Consider the following 13,424-nt stretch of genomic DNA (forward strand, 5'->3'; position numbering starts at 1 on the left):
CTGGCCACCCGGCTGCCCGACCTCGACGACGCGACCCGCGCCGAGGTGCTGCACACGGTGCGGCGCGTGGCCGACAAGCTGCTCCACGAGCCGACCGTGCGCGTGAAGGAGCTCGCCAACGAGCTGGGCGCCGTGTCGTACGCCGCGGCGCTGGCCGAGCTCTTCGCGCTCGACCCCGACGCCGTCGACGCGGTCACCCGCGCCGCCGTTGTCCCCGAGGAGGGTCGCCCATGAACCCCGGGACCAGCTCCCTCACCGCGACCCTGCGTGTCGGCACCCGCCGCTCCCTGCTCGCCACCACCCAGTCCGGCCACGTCGCCGACTTGATTCGCGAGCGACTGGGGCGTGAAGTGGAGCTTGTGCAGATCACCACCGAGGGCGACATCACCAGCGCTCCGCTCGCCACGCTCGGCGGGACCGGAGTCTTCGTCAGCGCGCTGCGCGACGCCCTCCTCCGGGGTGAGGTCGACGTCGCCGTGCACTCGCTCAAGGACCTTCCCACATCACCGGCCGAGGGCATCACCCTCGCCGCCGTACCCACCCGCGAGGATCCCCGCGACGTCGTCGTCGCCCGCGACGGCCTGACCCTGGGCGAGCTGCCCGCCGGCAGCCGCGTCGGCACCGGCTCGCCGCGCCGCGCCGCGCAGCTCGAGGCGCTCGGCCTCGGCGTCGAGGTCGTCGGCATCCGCGGCAACGTCGACACCCGCATCGGCAAGGTCAGGAGCGGTGAGTACGACGCCGTCCTCCTGGCCCGCGCCGGGCTGGCTCGCCTCGGTCGCGTCGCCGAGGCCACCGAGGTGCTCGACCCCCTCCAGATGCTCCCGGCCCCCGGGCAGGGCGCGCTGGCGATCGAGTGCCGCAGCGACGACGCCGACCTCGTTGCCGACCTCGCCCGCCTCGACGACCACGCCACCCGGGTGGCGGTCACGGCCGAACGCGCCGTACTCGCCACCCTCGAAGCCGGATGCTCGGCGCCCCTCGGCGCCCTGGCCGAGGTCGTCGAGGGCGACGACGGGGATGAGCTCTGGATCAGGGCGATCGCCCTCTCGCCCGACGGCGGGCTCTCGATCCGGATGAGTACGACCGGAGGCGTCGACGACGCCGCCAGCACGGGGAACCGCCTCGCGAGCGAGATGCTCGCCGATGGCGCCGCAAACCTGATGAACAGCACAGGGATGGAAGCACCAGTGAGGAAGCAGCAGCCATGACGCGAGCACAGAGCGCCCAGTCCAACGCCACCACGACCGCCACCCGGGGGTGGGTGTCGTTCGTCGGCAGCGGCCCCGGCGATCCCGGCCTGATGACCGTGCGGGCGGTGGAGCTGCTGCGCGACGCCGAGGTGATCGTGACCGAGTCACCCGAGCACGTCGACCTGGTGCGGGCCCTGGTCTCCCTCACCGAGGACGGACCGATGCTGGTCGACGGCGGCTTCGGCGAGGACGGCCAGCCGCTGACGCACGCCGCGCGGGCCAAGGTCGTGATCAAGCACGGCAAGAAGCACCGCGTGGTGCGCCTGATGACCGGCGACCCGTTCCTCTACGCCTCCGGTCCCGAAGAGGCGCAGGCGTGCGTGAAGGCCGGCGTCGGGTTCGACATCGTGCCGGGTGTCTCGTCGTTCTCCGCGGTCCCGGCCTACGCCGGCATCCCGCTGACGACCAAGGACCACCGCGAGGTTGCGGTGGTGACGTGCGGCCCCAAGATCAACTGGAGCCAGTACGCCGACGACCGTACCCTCGTGCTGCTCTCGGGAGTGGGCGCCATCGGCGAGACCGCCGCCGCGCTGATCGCCGCCGGCCGGCCCTCTGACACCCCCGTCGCGATGACCCGCGTCGGCACCACCACGGAGCAGGCCACCGTCACCTCGACGCTCGCGAACATCGCCGCCGACGCCCGCGCCGCGCGGATCTCGCCGCCGGCCATCACGGTGATCGGCAAGGTCGTCAACCTCCGCGAGACGCTGTCGTGGTTCGAGACCAAGCCGCTGTTCGGCTGGCGCGTCCTGGTGCCGCGCACCAAGGAGCAGGCCGGTTCGCTGTCGCGCCGCGTGCGTGAGTACGGCGCCGTGCCCGAGGAGGTCCCGACCATCTCGGTCGAGCCGCCGCGCAACCCGCTCCAGATGGACAAGGCCGTGCGCGGTCTCGTCGAGGGCCGCTACGAGTGGATCGCCTTCACCTCGGTCAACGCGGTCAAGGCGGTGCGGGAGAAGTTCGAGGAGTACGGCCTGGACGCCCGCGCGTTCTCCGGGCTCAAGATCGCTGCCGTCGGGGACAAGACCGCCGAGGCGATCGCGGCCTGGGGCCTGCGCGCCGACCTCGTGCCGACGGGCGAGCAGTCCGCTGCCGGCCTGCTGGCCGACTGGCCGCCGTACGACGACGTGCTCGACCCGATCAACCGGGTCTTCCTGCCGCGCGCTGACATCGCGACCGAGAACCTCGTCGCCGGCCTGATCGACCTCGGCTGGGAGTGCGACGACGTGACGGCCTACCGCACGGTGCGTGCCACGCCGCCCCCGGCGGAGACCCGCGACGCGATCAAGACCGGCAAGTTCGACGCTGTCGTCTTCACCTCGTCCTCGACCGTGCGCAACCTCGTCGGCATCGCCGGCAAGCCGCACCCCTCGACGATCATCGCGGTCATCGGACCGGCCACGGCGAAGACCGCCGAGGAGCACGGCCTGCGCGTCGACGTGCTGGCCTCGAGGCCCGACGTGGAGGTCCTCGTGGATGCCCTCGCCGACTTCGGCGCCAGCCGTCGTGTCGACCTGCTCGAGGCCGGCGAGCCCGTCACCAAGCCGAGCGAGCGCAAGCCCGCCGTGCGCCGCAAGGTTCGCGCGAAGTGATCAACGGCGGGGACGAGCCGCAGGAGGTCGTCGGGCCGGTCATCCGGCCGCGACGCCTGCGGCGTACCCCCGCGCTGCGACGCCTCGTCGGCGAGACCTCGGTGCAGGCGAGCCAGCTGGTGCTGCCGGTCTTCGTCCGTGAGGACATCTCCGAGCCGGTGCCGATCTCGTCGATGCCGGGCGTGGTCCAGCACACCCGCGACTCACTGAAGAAGGCCGCGTCAGAAGCGGCCGACCTGGGTCTCGGCGGGATCATGCTCTTCGGCATCCCGTCGACCAAGGACGCGACCGGCAGCGGTGCCATCGACCCCAGCGGAATCCTCAACCTCGCCATCAACGACGTCGTCGCCGAGGTGGGTGAGTCGCTGAGCGTGATGAGCGACCTGTGCCTCGACGAGTTCACCGACCACGGGCACTGCGGTCTGCTCACGCCCGACGGGGAGGTCGACAACGACAAGACCCTGGCGGCGTACGCCGCCATGGCGATCGCGCAGGCCGAGGCCGGCGTCGACATGGTCGGCCCGAGCGGGATGATGGACGGCCAGGTCGCTGTCATCCGCCGGGCGCTCGATGCCGGCGAACACTCCCGGGTCTCGATCCTGGCCTACTCGGCGAAGTACGCCTCCGCCTTCTACGGTCCCTTCCGCGAGGCTGTCAACTCCACCCTCGACGGTGACCGGCGCACCTACCAACAGGACCCGGGCAACGTCCGCGAGGGCGTGCGGGAGGCTCTGCTGGACGTGGCCGAGGGTGCCGACATCGTGATGGTGAAGCCCGCGCTGGCCTACCTCGACGTCGTGCGCCGCGTCCGCGACGCGGTGGACGTGCCCGTTGCGGCGTACAACATCTCCGGCGAGTACGCCATGGTCGAGGCCGCCGCCGCGAACGGCTGGATCGACCGCGACGCGGCGGTGCTCGAGACTCTCACCTCGATCCGGCGTGCCGGCGCCGACGTGATCTTGACGTACTGGGCTGCCGACGCGGCCCGCCTGCTTGCTCGCTGACCCCTCCGCGAGTCGGCGCCAACCGGGGCGCGAGTCGGCGACAGTTGCGCCGACTGGGCAGGGTGTTTGCGCCGACTGGGCGTGACTACGGCGTCATCTTCCTCGACGCAGTCGGTCAGGGCGCGAGCCGGGCGTTGGCGCAGTCGGCGAGCTCGTTGTTGGCGGTGAGCGGGTTGTCGACCACGCCCTGGGTGGTGCACTGGGCCAGGGCCTGGGCGTACGTGATCGTCTGTCCCAGCGGCGTGACACTGGTGGTCGGCAGCGGGGGCTGCGACGTCGGGATCGGCTCGGTGGGCAGCTTGACCGGGACCTTGGTCGGCGTGCCTGTCGGCGTCGGCGCGGGACTCGGCTTCGGCGTGGGCGTGGCCGAGGTCGTCGGGGTCGGCTTGGCGCTGCCGCTCGGGCTCGGCTTGCTGCTGCCGCCCCGGACCACGGCGTTTGCGTTGCCCTTGGTGCCCCCGTTGCCCGTGCGGGCCGGGGCGGTGGTCGGGCCGGTCGTGCTGGGGAGGAACACGCCGGCGGACGTCGTGCCGTTGGGCACGGACGTGAAGTCGCCGTCCATGTAGGCCTGCATGATCGAGATGACCAGGTCGACGTAGTCGTTGGAGTGGTTGTAGCGATAGACGCTGGCGCGCTGGCCCTGATCGGTGGACAGGTCGTCGTCACCGGAGCAGAGGTAGACGGACGTGGCGAGCGCCGCGTCGTCGATGTCCTGCGGGTTGCGCTTGCCGTCGTTGTCGCCGTCGACCCCGACGACCGACCAGGTCGACGGGATGAACTGCATCGGGCCCACCGCGCGATCGAACCTGGTGTCCGAGTCGTACTGCCCGGCGTCGGTGTCGACGATGTTCTGGGTGTTGTTCTTGCCGTTGAGCGCGATGCCGTAGATGCCGGGCTCGGCGACCCCCTCGTCGCTGAGGGTGTTGCCGCCGAAGCGACCGTGGTCGGACTCGACCCGGCCGATGGCCGCGATCAGCTGCCACGGGATCTCGCACGACTTGTCGGCTGCGTTGATGACGGCCTCGGCGCGCTGGTAGGCGGCGAGAGCGGCGGCCGGGATGCCGCTGGTGGAGGCGGTCGCGATGATCTTGCTGCTGTCACCGGCCGCGGCGGCGGGCGCCAACGTCGTGGGGGAGGAGACGCTGGCCGGTGCCTCGATCGCCTGCGTGGGCACGGTGCTGCCGTCCGGCAGGGTGGCCGCGGCGTCGTCGGCGATGGCGGAGCCGACACCGATGCCGGTCAGGCTGGCCGTCCACGCGGCGGAGAGCACGGCGAGCGGCACGATGGCCGTCGCCTTGTGCAGTCGACTGAAAGCTGGCATGGCTGATCTCTCCCCTGAGGTCCTACTGGCAGTGCACGACACTCCCGAAAGCGCGCACATGGCTCTCAACGAATGTTGTCACAGCGAGTTACGCAGCGACACCCCCATTGTGATCCCTCCCACATCGGGAGGGTGCGAAATCGTCTCCCGCTTGGCGCCTACGTGACAATAACCTCGTGACCGCTCGTCCCGCCCCCGTTTCCAGCGCGCTCTTCGAGCGGGCCCAGGCAGTGACGCCGGGCGGGGTGAACTCGCCGGTCCGCGCGTTCAACGCCGTGGGCGGCACGCCGCGCTTCATCCGCAGCGCCCGGGGCGCCTGGCTCACCGATGTCGACGGCAACGAGTACGTCGACCTGATCTGCTCGTGGGGCCCGATGCTGCTCGGCCACGCGCACCCGCAGGTCCAGTCGGCCATCGCTGAGGCCGTCGCCCGCGGGACGTCGTACGGCACGCCCACCGTGCCCGAGGTCGAGCTCGCCGAGGAGATCGTGTCGCGCACGCCGGTGGAGAAGGTCCGCTTCGTCTCCAGCGGCACCGAGGCGACCATGTCGGCCCTGCGGCTTGCCCGCGGCTTCACCGGTCGCGACATCGTCATCAAGTTCGCCGGGTGCTACCACGGCCACGTCGATGCGCTGCTCGCCAGCGCGGGCTCCGGGCTCGCCACGCTCGCGGTCCCCGGGACGCCCGGCGTGCCCGCGAGCGCTGCCGGCGAGACGATCGTGCTGCCCTACAACGACCGCGCGGCCGTCACCGCGGCGTTCGCCGAGCACGGCGCCCGGATCGCCTGCCTGATCACCGAGGCCGCGCCCGGCAACATGGGTGTCGTCCCGCCCGCGCCCGGCTTCAACGGCTTCCTCGCGCAGACCTGTCGCGACCACGGGGCGCTGTTCATCAGCGACGAGGTGATGACCGGCTTCCGCGCGACCCGCCAGGGAGGCTGGGGCCTGGACGGTGCTGTCGAGGGCTGGACCCCCGACCTCATCACCTTCGGCAAGGTGATGGGCGGTGGCTTCCCGGCGGCGGCCTTCGGCGGTCGCGCCGACGTGATGAGCCGCCTCGCGCCCGAGGGCCCGGTCTACCAGGCCGGCACCCTCTCGGGGAACCCGATCGCCACCACCGCCGGTCTCGCCACGCTCCGCCTCGCGACGCCCGAGGTGTACGCCGACCTGTCGGCCACCGCCGACACGATCAGGTCCGCGGTGGTCGATGCTCTCACCGCCGCTGGTGTGCCCCACGTCGTGCAGAGCGCCGGCACGATGTTCTCGACATTCTTCCGCGACGGCGCGGTCACCGACTTCGCGGGCGCGTCCGACCAGGACACCGCCGCGTTCGCCGCGTTCTTCCACGCCATGCTCGATGCGGGGGTCTACCTCCCGCCGTCGGCCTTCGAGTCGTGGTTCGTCTCGTCGGCCCATGACGACCGCGCCGTCAGCACCGTCCTCGATGCCCTCCCGGGCGCCGCCCGCGCCGCCGCAGCGATTGGAACAGCATGAGCACCCAGACCGTCGTCCACCTGCTCCGCCACGGTGAGGTGCACAACCCCGCGGGCGTGCTCTACGGCCGCCGTGACGGTTTCCACCTCTCCGAGCTCGGGCGCAAGATGGCCGACCGGATAGGCGAGTCGCTCGGTGATCGCGACATCGTGCACATGCGTACTTCGCCGCTCGAGCGGGCGCAGGAGACGGCCGCGCCGCTGGCCGCCGCCCGTGGGCTGACCCCGGTCCTCGACCCGCGGGTGATCGAGTCGGCCAACAAGTTCGAGGGCGTCAACTTCGGTGGCGGCGCGAAGACCTTCCTGAAGAACCCCGCGCTGCTGCGGCACCTCTACAACCCGCTCAAGCCGTCGTGGGGCGAGCCCTACGACGTGATCGCGGCCCGGATGTTGGCCGCCGTCAACGACGCCCGCGACGCGGCCCGCGGACACGAGGCGGTCATCGTGTCCCACCAGCTGCCGATCTGGACGACGCGGCTGTTCGTGGAGAAGCGCTCCTACCTCCACAACCCGAAGAACCGTCAGTGCACCCTGTGCTCGGTGACCTCGCTGCACTTCGACGACGACGTGCTGCGTCAGGTGGCCTACTCCGAACCGGCCGGCGACCTGATCCCGGTCGGCGACCGGTCGGCGCCGTTCTCCGCAGGCGGCGCCGACCCGGAAGATCGTCCCTGATCGTGAAGCTTCGACTCATCGCCCTCCTGATCGCCGTGCTCGCGACCGGCTGCTCGTCCCTGCAGGGCACCGGCGACAAGGGCTACATCTCCGGCGACGGGCAGATCACCACGATCGACCCGGCCGACCGGGGCGAGCCGATCACGCTGACCGGTGAAGACCTCGACGGCAACGAGCTGTCGCTCGAAGACCTCCGCGGCCGGGTCGTGGTCGTGAACTACTGGTGGTCCGCCTGCCCGCCCTGCCGGGTCGAGCAGCCCGGGCTCAACGAGGCCGCCACCGAGCTGGGCGACGCGGCGGCCTTCGTCGGCATCAACATCCGCGACCTCTCCGCGGACAACGGCCTGGCCTACGTCCGGACCTTCGACGTGCCCTATCCGTCGATCTACGACCCCAGTGGCAGGGCCCTGCTCGCATTCGCCGGGGTGCTGAGCCGCAACGCCATCCCCAGCACCCTGGTTCTCGACGAACAGGGGCGCGTGGCGGCGACCGTGATCGGCAGCGTGCCGGGCACTCGCACGATTCCCGACCTGGTCGAAGACATCGATGGTGAGACCAGTGGGTGACTGGTTCCAGCAGACGGCCGGATCCGGGTCGCTGGTCCTCGCGCTCCCCGTCGCGCTGATCGCCGGGCTCGTGTCCTTCTTCTCGCCGTGCGTGATCCCACTGCTGCCGGGCTATCTCTCCTACGCGACCGGCATCTCCGGCGTCGACCTCGCCGAGGGCCGCCACGGGCGCGGCCGGCTGCTGGTGGGGTCCATCCTGTTCGTGCTCGGCTTCGCTGTCGTCTTCGTGGTCCTGGGCGCCATCACCGGCCAGTTCGGTGCCTGGCTGAGCGCGCACGTACGCCAGCTCAACCTGGTGCTGGGTGTCTTCGTGATCGCGATGGGCCTGGCGTTCGTCGGCCTCGTGCCGTTCCTGCAGCGAGACGTGCGCTTCCACAAGGTGCCCGCCGTGGGGCTCGCGGCCGCACCGCTGCTCGGCTTCCTGTTCGGCCTCGGCTGGATCCCGTGCGTGGGCCCCACCTTGGGCGTCATCTTCACGCTGTCGGCGAACGAGGCCACGGCCGCGCGCGGCGCCCTCCTCTCGGCGGTCTACGCGGTGGGCCTCGGGCTGCCGTTCATCGTCGCGGCGCTCGCGTATCGGCGTGCGCTCTCCGCGTTCGTTGTGGTGCGTCGCCACCAGCAGTGGGTGACCCGCATCGGCGGCCTGATGCTGGTGCTCGTCGGGGTGCTGCTCGTCACCGGCGGGTGGGACTGGGTCGTGCAGTGGCTGCAGCTCAAGCTGGTCAACGACTTCCAGGTGATCGTGTGAGCGGCCTCGACGTGAAGGACACCGGCGGTCGCGACCGGCAGGCCACCCCGATGCCGACCGACATGAACGCGCGCGAGCTCGGCCGCTGGATCTGGCGCCAGGTCACGTCGATGCGTACGGCGCTGGTGCTGCTGCTCCTGCTGGCCCTCGGCGCCATCCCGGGCTCGATCGTGCCGCAGGCCGACGTCGACTCGCTCGGCGCCTCCCGCTGGCAGGAGGCGCACCCGAAGCTGGCGCCGATCTACGACCGGCTCGGGCTGTTCTCGGTCTACGACTCACCCTGGTTCTCCGCGATCTACATCTTGTTGATGATCTCACTCGTCGGCTGCATCGTGCCCCGGACGGCGGTCTACTGGCGGGCGCTGCGGGCCAGGCCGCCGCGGGCGCCGATGAACCTCTCGAGGCTGCCCGAGCATGCGGCGTACACGACGACCGACGCGCCCGACGACGTGCTGGTGCGGGCCGCGGCGGAGCTGAAGCGACGCCGCTACCGCGTCGTGGTGGGAGACGACTCGGTGTCGGCGGAGAAGGGCTACCTGCGCGAGGCGGGCAACCTGATCTTCCACCTGTCCGTGCTGGTGGTGCTGGTCGGCTTCGCGATCGGCGGCCTGTTCGGCTACAAGGGCGGCGTGATCGTGGTCGAGGGGCAGGGCTTCTCCAACGACCTGACGCAGTACGACGACTTCGTGCCCGGCAGCCTTTTCAAGGGCGAGGACCTCGAGCCGTTCACGTTCACGATCAAGGACTTCGAGGTCGACTGGCTCACCGAGGGGCCGCGGGCCGGGATGGCGCGCAAGTTCGTCAGCACCCTCGACTACCAGCAGACCCCGGCGTCGCCGGTCGAGACCTACGACCTGAAGGTCAACCACCCGCTGACCATCGGCAGCACAGAGATCTTCCTGATCGGGCACGGTTACGCACCGCTCCTCACGATCCGCGACGGCAATGGCGACGTGGCCTACAGCGGGCCGACGATCTTCTTGCCCACCGACCAGACCTTCCAGTCCTTCGGCGTCATCCGGGCGCCCGACGCGCGGCCCGGCGAGATCGGCCTGGAGGGCGAGTTCTTCCCGACGTTCGCACTCGGCGACGGCATGCCGCGCTCGAGCTTCGGCGACCTGATCAACCCGCTGCTGTCGATGTCGCTGTACACCGGCGACCTCGGGCTCAACGACGGCTCCGGACAGTCGGTCTACGTGCTCGACAAGGCCAACGCGGAGCAGGTGATGACGGCGGACGGCAAGCCGTTCCGCCTCGACATGCGCGAGGGCGACACGGTCGAGCTGCCCGACGGACTCGGCACCGTCACCTTCGACGGCATCGAACGCTGGAACAAGATCCAGATCAGCCGCACTCCCGGCAAGCTCGTCGCCCTCACCGGAGTGGTGCTCGCGCTGATCGGCCTCCTGGGCTCGCTCTTCATCCGGCCCCGCCGGGTGTGGGTGCGGACGCGCCGTGACCAGGGTTCGGACGCGACCACCGTTGACCTCGGTGCCCTCGATCGCAGCAACGGCGGCGACCCGGAGCGTGGCGAGTTGGAGCTCGCGGCGATCATGGCATCGCTGCACCACCCGAGAAAGGACAGTCCGTGACCAACGCATCGTGGGAAGCGCTGAGCAACCAGGCGGTCGCGGCCAGTGGGGTCGTCTACTTCCTGGCGCTGCTCGCGCACCTCGTCCAGTGGGCCGGGCTGCGCAAGCTGCCAGCCGATGAGGAGGTGCCGTCCGGCCGGATCGCGATGGCCGGGCGCCTCGGCGTGCTCCTCACCGTCATCGCCGTCGGCGTGCACGCCGTCGCGCTGCTCGGTCGCGGGATGGCCGCGGACCCCAACCGGGTGCCGTGGGGCAACATGTACGAGTTCACGCTCGCCGGCACGTTCTTCGTCGGGCTGCTCTACCTGGTGTTCCTGCGCCGCTTCGGGCTCGAGTGGATGGGCCCGCTCGTGGTCGGCTTCATCCTCTCGATGATGATGATCGGGGTGATCTGGCTCTATGAGCCGGTCGCACCGCTGACCGAGGCGCTCTACTCGTTCTGGCTGGTGATCCACGTCGTCTCCGCGGTGATCGCGACGGGTGCCTTCACCCTCGGCGGCATCTGCTCGGTTCTCTATCTCCTCAAGGAGCGCTCGACGGCCGAGCGCGGTTATCTCGCGCGGCTGCCGGCCCTCATCTCGCTCGACCGGATCTCGTATCGGATGCACGCGTTCGGCTTCCCGGTGTGGACCTTCGCGGTGCTCATCACCGGCCCGATCTGGGCGCACCAGGCGTGGTCGTCCTACTGGAACTGGGACCCCAAGGAGGTGTGGGCGTTCATCACCTGGGTCGTCTACGCGGCCTACCTCCACGCCCGCGCCACCGCCGGCTGGAAGGGCCGCAACGCCGCGATCGTGGCGCTCGTCGGACTGGCGACCCTGTGGTTCAACTTCATCGGGATCAACTACTTCAGCACGTCGAGCCAGCACTCGTACGCCGCACCCGTCTCTTTCTCGCCATCCCGCTCCGAGCCCGCATCCACGGAGGTGCCGCTGTGAAGGAATTCGCCATCTACACCGGGCTGCGCGTCCTGCTCTTCGTGGGCAGCCTGATCACCGTGATGCTGATCTGGTCGCTCGTCACCGGCGACCGCGACGTGCCGGCGCTGTGGCCGGTCGTCATCGCCTTCGCCGTGTCCGGCGTGTTGTCCTACTTCCTGCTCAACCGCCAACGCGACGCCTTCGCGCGCCGCGTGGAGGAGCGCGCCGCCCGCGCCGCCTCGGCGTTCGAGGAGCGCAGGGCCCGCGAGGACTGAGCGGGTGCTCGCGCGGGGTCAGAAGCCCGTCAGGTTGTACGGCGGCACGGCGAGATCCGCCATCCGGGCGAACCGTCCGATCGCCTCCTCGGTGCCGTGCAGCCGGCCGGCCCGCTCCAAGGCCGGCACGTGCGCACCGCCGAGGTAGAGCGAGCCGAGGGTCTCGACGTCCAGCCTGACCTCGGCGGGCTCCTCGGTGCGCGTCACCGAGCCCCGGCCCCCGTCGGTCACGATGAGATAGCGCCCCGCGGCATGGCCCTGGTCGTCCTCCACCTCGAGCACGACCTGACCGTCGGCTGCCCACGTGCGGGCGGCGAGGGCGGTCACGACGTCGAGGACGCGCACCCAGAGGAACTCCCCGTTGGCGGTGTAGCTGACGGCTTTGATGTCGGTGAGCGCCCAGCGCAGTGGGTCGTCGGGGTGCGCCAGGCCGAAGGTCACCCGCTTGGCCATGTCGATGCCGGCGAGGAAGCTCCACAACGCCAGACCGGCGGAGGTGGTCAGCGCCATCATCTCGGTCACGTTGATCTTCCGATTCTCGCCACGGCCCTCGGCCTTGTAGAGGACGACGCCGTCGACTGTCCTATCGCCGTCGAGGTGCACGGCCCCGCGCAGCTTCTTGTCCGGCCCGCCATCGTCGAAGTCGTAGGCGCCGGTGTGGATCACCTCGTAGAACTGGGGCCACTCGACGGATCCGCGGTTCTGGGCGTGGAACCGGTCGAAGACGCCCTTGACGATCGGCCATGAGTCCGGCGGCTCGATGAGTTCCACTCGCCCGGGGTCGGCGAAGGCGCGCAGCCCGAAGCCCGGGCCGGTGTCGACCTCGACCGTCTGGGCGAAGGTCGCGGCCCCGAACCCCCAGCGGCCGTAGATCGTCGCCTCGGACGCGGTCAGCGCCGCGACCGGGATGCCCTTGCTGACCGCGTCGGTCAGGTCGTCGGTCATCAGCCGACGGAGCAGTCCGCGGCGCCGGTGAGCGGGACTGGTGGTGACGTCGGTGATCATCCGCAGCGGGAGCAGCTCATGGCCTGCGTTGAGCGTCTTGTCGAAGCTGGCGAAGGTGGCGACCGGGACGGGGCCGGCGCCGAACTCTCCCTCGGGCAGCCACGCCCCGGTGCAGGTGATGTCGTCGGCGCGCACGTGGGTCAGCCAACGCTGCTCGAGCTCCTCGTCGGGTCGCCCGCTGTGGAACCCGCGCTGCACGGCCATCAGCCAGGCGGAGCGGCGGGCTCGGGCGGTCTCGGATTCGTCGGAGAAGTCGAGGGTCGCGAAGTCGTAGTCCACGCACCCACGGTAGTGAGCACGGCAATTCGATCAGCCGAGGACGAGGAGGGGTACGGCGACCAGGACCGCCCAGATCAGCTGCCCGACACCGGTCTGCTGCAGCACGGGGATCAGGGCAGGGCCGGTGGCCTTGCCGAGCACCGTGCGCAGGGAGGCGAGCATGCGGACCAGGAAGGCCAGCCCGAGCAGGCACCACCACGTCGAGGCGGCCGCGACGGCGACGACGGCCACGGCCGCGGCGCCGACGAGCAAGGCGTAGAGGTAGCGGGTGCGCTCGTCGCCGAGCACCACGGCCAGGGTCCGCTTGCCGGCGACCGTGTCGGTCGGGATGTCGCGCAGGTTGTTGACCACGAGGATGGCGCACGCGAGGGCGCCGATGCCGACTGCGGCGTACACCGCAAGCGGCTCGACCGACTTCGTCTGGACGTAGGTCGTGCCGACGACGGCGACGAGCCCGAAGAAGACGAACACCATGACCTCGCCCAGCCCGAGGTAGCCGTACGGCGTGGAGCCGCCGGTGTAGAACCAGGCGGCCAGCACGCACACCACACCGACCGCGACCAGCCACCAGGCGGTCGTGGCGGCCAGGACGAGGCCGGCGACCCCGGCGACACCGAAGGCCAGGAAGGCGGCGGTCTTCACGGCCCGCGGCGACGCCGCTCCGGAGCCGACGAGCCGCATCGGCCCGACGCGTGCGTCGTCGGTGCC

13 protein-coding genes and 1 pseudogene are annotated in these 13,424 nt (G+C 70.7%); 11 read left to right on the top strand and 3 right to left on the bottom strand.

Annotated features, from left to right (window positions below; all coding sequences use genetic code 11):
• From RMO85_RS03875 to hemB, 4 genes and pseudogenes are all read left to right on the top strand, one after another.
• Positions 1–234 (top strand): annotated as a pseudogene (locus RMO85_RS03875) (glutamyl-tRNA reductase); the annotation flags it as partial.
• Positions 231–1,208, top strand: a complete 978-nt coding sequence (hemC, locus tag RMO85_RS03880; RefSeq protein WP_310526585.1) for a hydroxymethylbilane synthase — start codon at positions 231–233, stop codon at positions 1,206–1,208. The pseudogene RMO85_RS03875 and the gene hemC, both read left to right, overlap by 4 nt.
• Positions 1,205–2,839: a uroporphyrinogen-III synthase gene (locus tag RMO85_RS03885; protein WP_310526586.1), complete on the top strand. Its 1,635-nt coding sequence runs from the start codon at positions 1,205–1,207 to the stop codon at positions 2,837–2,839. The genes hemC and RMO85_RS03885 overlap by 4 nt, the downstream gene beginning before the upstream one ends.
• Positions 2,836–3,843 carry a porphobilinogen synthase gene (hemB, locus tag RMO85_RS03890; protein ID WP_310526587.1) on the top strand — a complete coding sequence of 336 codons (1,008 nt, stop codon included), beginning with the start codon at positions 2,836–2,838 and terminating at the stop codon, positions 3,841–3,843. The genes RMO85_RS03885 and hemB overlap by 4 nt, the downstream gene beginning before the upstream one ends.
• 115 nt (positions 3,844–3,958) lie before the next feature.
• Here hemB and RMO85_RS03895 read toward each other — a convergent pair whose 3' ends face one another.
• Positions 3,959–5,164, bottom strand: coding sequence for a lytic transglycosylase domain-containing protein (locus RMO85_RS03895; protein WP_310526588.1), 1,206 nt, complete (start codon positions 5,162–5,164; stop codon positions 3,959–3,961).
• Positions 5,165–5,340: 176 nt separating this feature from the next.
• On the opposite strand from RMO85_RS03895, the gene hemL reads away from it, so the two are divergent.
• From hemL to RMO85_RS03930, 7 genes are read left to right on the top strand one after another with little or no spacing between them, the layout of a single operon-like run.
• Positions 5,341–6,657 carry a glutamate-1-semialdehyde 2,1-aminomutase gene (hemL, locus tag RMO85_RS03900; protein ID WP_310526589.1) on the top strand — a complete coding sequence of 439 codons (1,317 nt, stop codon included), beginning with the start codon at positions 5,341–5,343 and terminating at the stop codon, positions 6,655–6,657.
• Positions 6,654–7,331: a histidine phosphatase family protein gene (locus RMO85_RS03905; RefSeq protein WP_310526591.1), complete on the top strand. Its 678-nt coding sequence runs from the start codon at positions 6,654–6,656 to the stop codon at positions 7,329–7,331. Before hemL ends, RMO85_RS03905 begins: the two co-directional genes overlap by 4 nt.
• A gap of 2 nt (positions 7,332–7,333) precedes the next feature.
• The gene (locus RMO85_RS03910) at positions 7,334–7,897 is read left to right on the top strand and encodes a TlpA disulfide reductase family protein (RefSeq protein ID WP_310526592.1); all 564 of its coding nucleotides are present in this window, start codon (positions 7,334–7,336) and stop codon (positions 7,895–7,897) included.
• On the top strand, positions 7,890–8,645 hold the full coding sequence (locus RMO85_RS03915) for a cytochrome c biogenesis CcdA family protein (protein WP_310526593.1): 756 nt from the start codon (positions 7,890–7,892) through the stop codon (positions 8,643–8,645). Before RMO85_RS03910 ends, RMO85_RS03915 begins: the two co-directional genes overlap by 8 nt.
• Entirely contained in the window at positions 8,642–10,237 is a 1,596-nt protein-coding gene (locus RMO85_RS03920) for a cytochrome c biogenesis protein ResB (RefSeq protein WP_310526594.1), read from the top strand. The genes RMO85_RS03915 and RMO85_RS03920 overlap by 4 nt, the downstream gene beginning before the upstream one ends.
• On the top strand, positions 10,234–11,175 hold the full coding sequence (ccsB, locus tag RMO85_RS03925) for a c-type cytochrome biogenesis protein CcsB (RefSeq protein ID WP_310526595.1): 942 nt from the start codon (positions 10,234–10,236) through the stop codon (positions 11,173–11,175). Before RMO85_RS03920 ends, ccsB begins: the two co-directional genes overlap by 4 nt.
• Complete coding sequence (locus RMO85_RS03930; RefSeq protein WP_310526596.1) at positions 11,172–11,432, top strand: DUF4229 domain-containing protein; 261 nt, start codon at positions 11,172–11,174, stop codon at positions 11,430–11,432. The genes ccsB and RMO85_RS03930 overlap by 4 nt, the downstream gene beginning before the upstream one ends.
• A gap of 18 nt (positions 11,433–11,450) precedes the next feature.
• On the opposite strand, the gene RMO85_RS03935 is transcribed toward RMO85_RS03930, so the two are convergent.
• Both RMO85_RS03935 and RMO85_RS03940 read right to left on the bottom strand, forming a co-directional pair.
• The gene (locus RMO85_RS03935) at positions 11,451–12,716 is read right to left on the bottom strand and encodes a GNAT family N-acetyltransferase (protein ID WP_310526598.1); all 1,266 of its coding nucleotides are present in this window, start codon (positions 12,714–12,716) and stop codon (positions 11,451–11,453) included.
• Between the two features lie 30 nt (positions 12,717–12,746).
• On the bottom strand, positions 12,747–13,424 hold a 678-nt coding region (locus tag RMO85_RS03940), incomplete at its 5' end, for a 1,4-dihydroxy-2-naphthoate polyprenyltransferase (protein WP_310526599.1).

Origin of the sequence: Nocardioides sp. (genome assembly GCF_031422975.1) — a bacterium.
In the GTDB taxonomy this organism is placed as follows: Bacteria; Actinomycetota; Actinomycetes; order Propionibacteriales; family Nocardioidaceae; genus Nocardioides.

Bases quoted from the DNA above. Each gene is read 5' to 3' on its own strand.
- RMO85_RS03885 (WP_310526586.1), top strand. From the start codon at position 1,205: ATGACGCGAGCACAGAGCGCCCAGTCCAACGCCACCACGACCGCCACC.
- hemC (WP_310526585.1), top strand. From the start codon at position 231: ATGAACCCCGGGACCAGCTCCCTCACCGCGACCCTGCGTGTCGGCACC.
- RMO85_RS03895 (WP_310526588.1), bottom strand. From the start codon at position 5,164: ATGCCAGCTTTCAGTCGACTGCACAAGGCGACGGCCATCGTGCCGCTC.
- RMO85_RS03905 (WP_310526591.1), top strand. From the start codon at position 6,654: ATGAGCACCCAGACCGTCGTCCACCTGCTCCGCCACGGTGAGGTGCAC.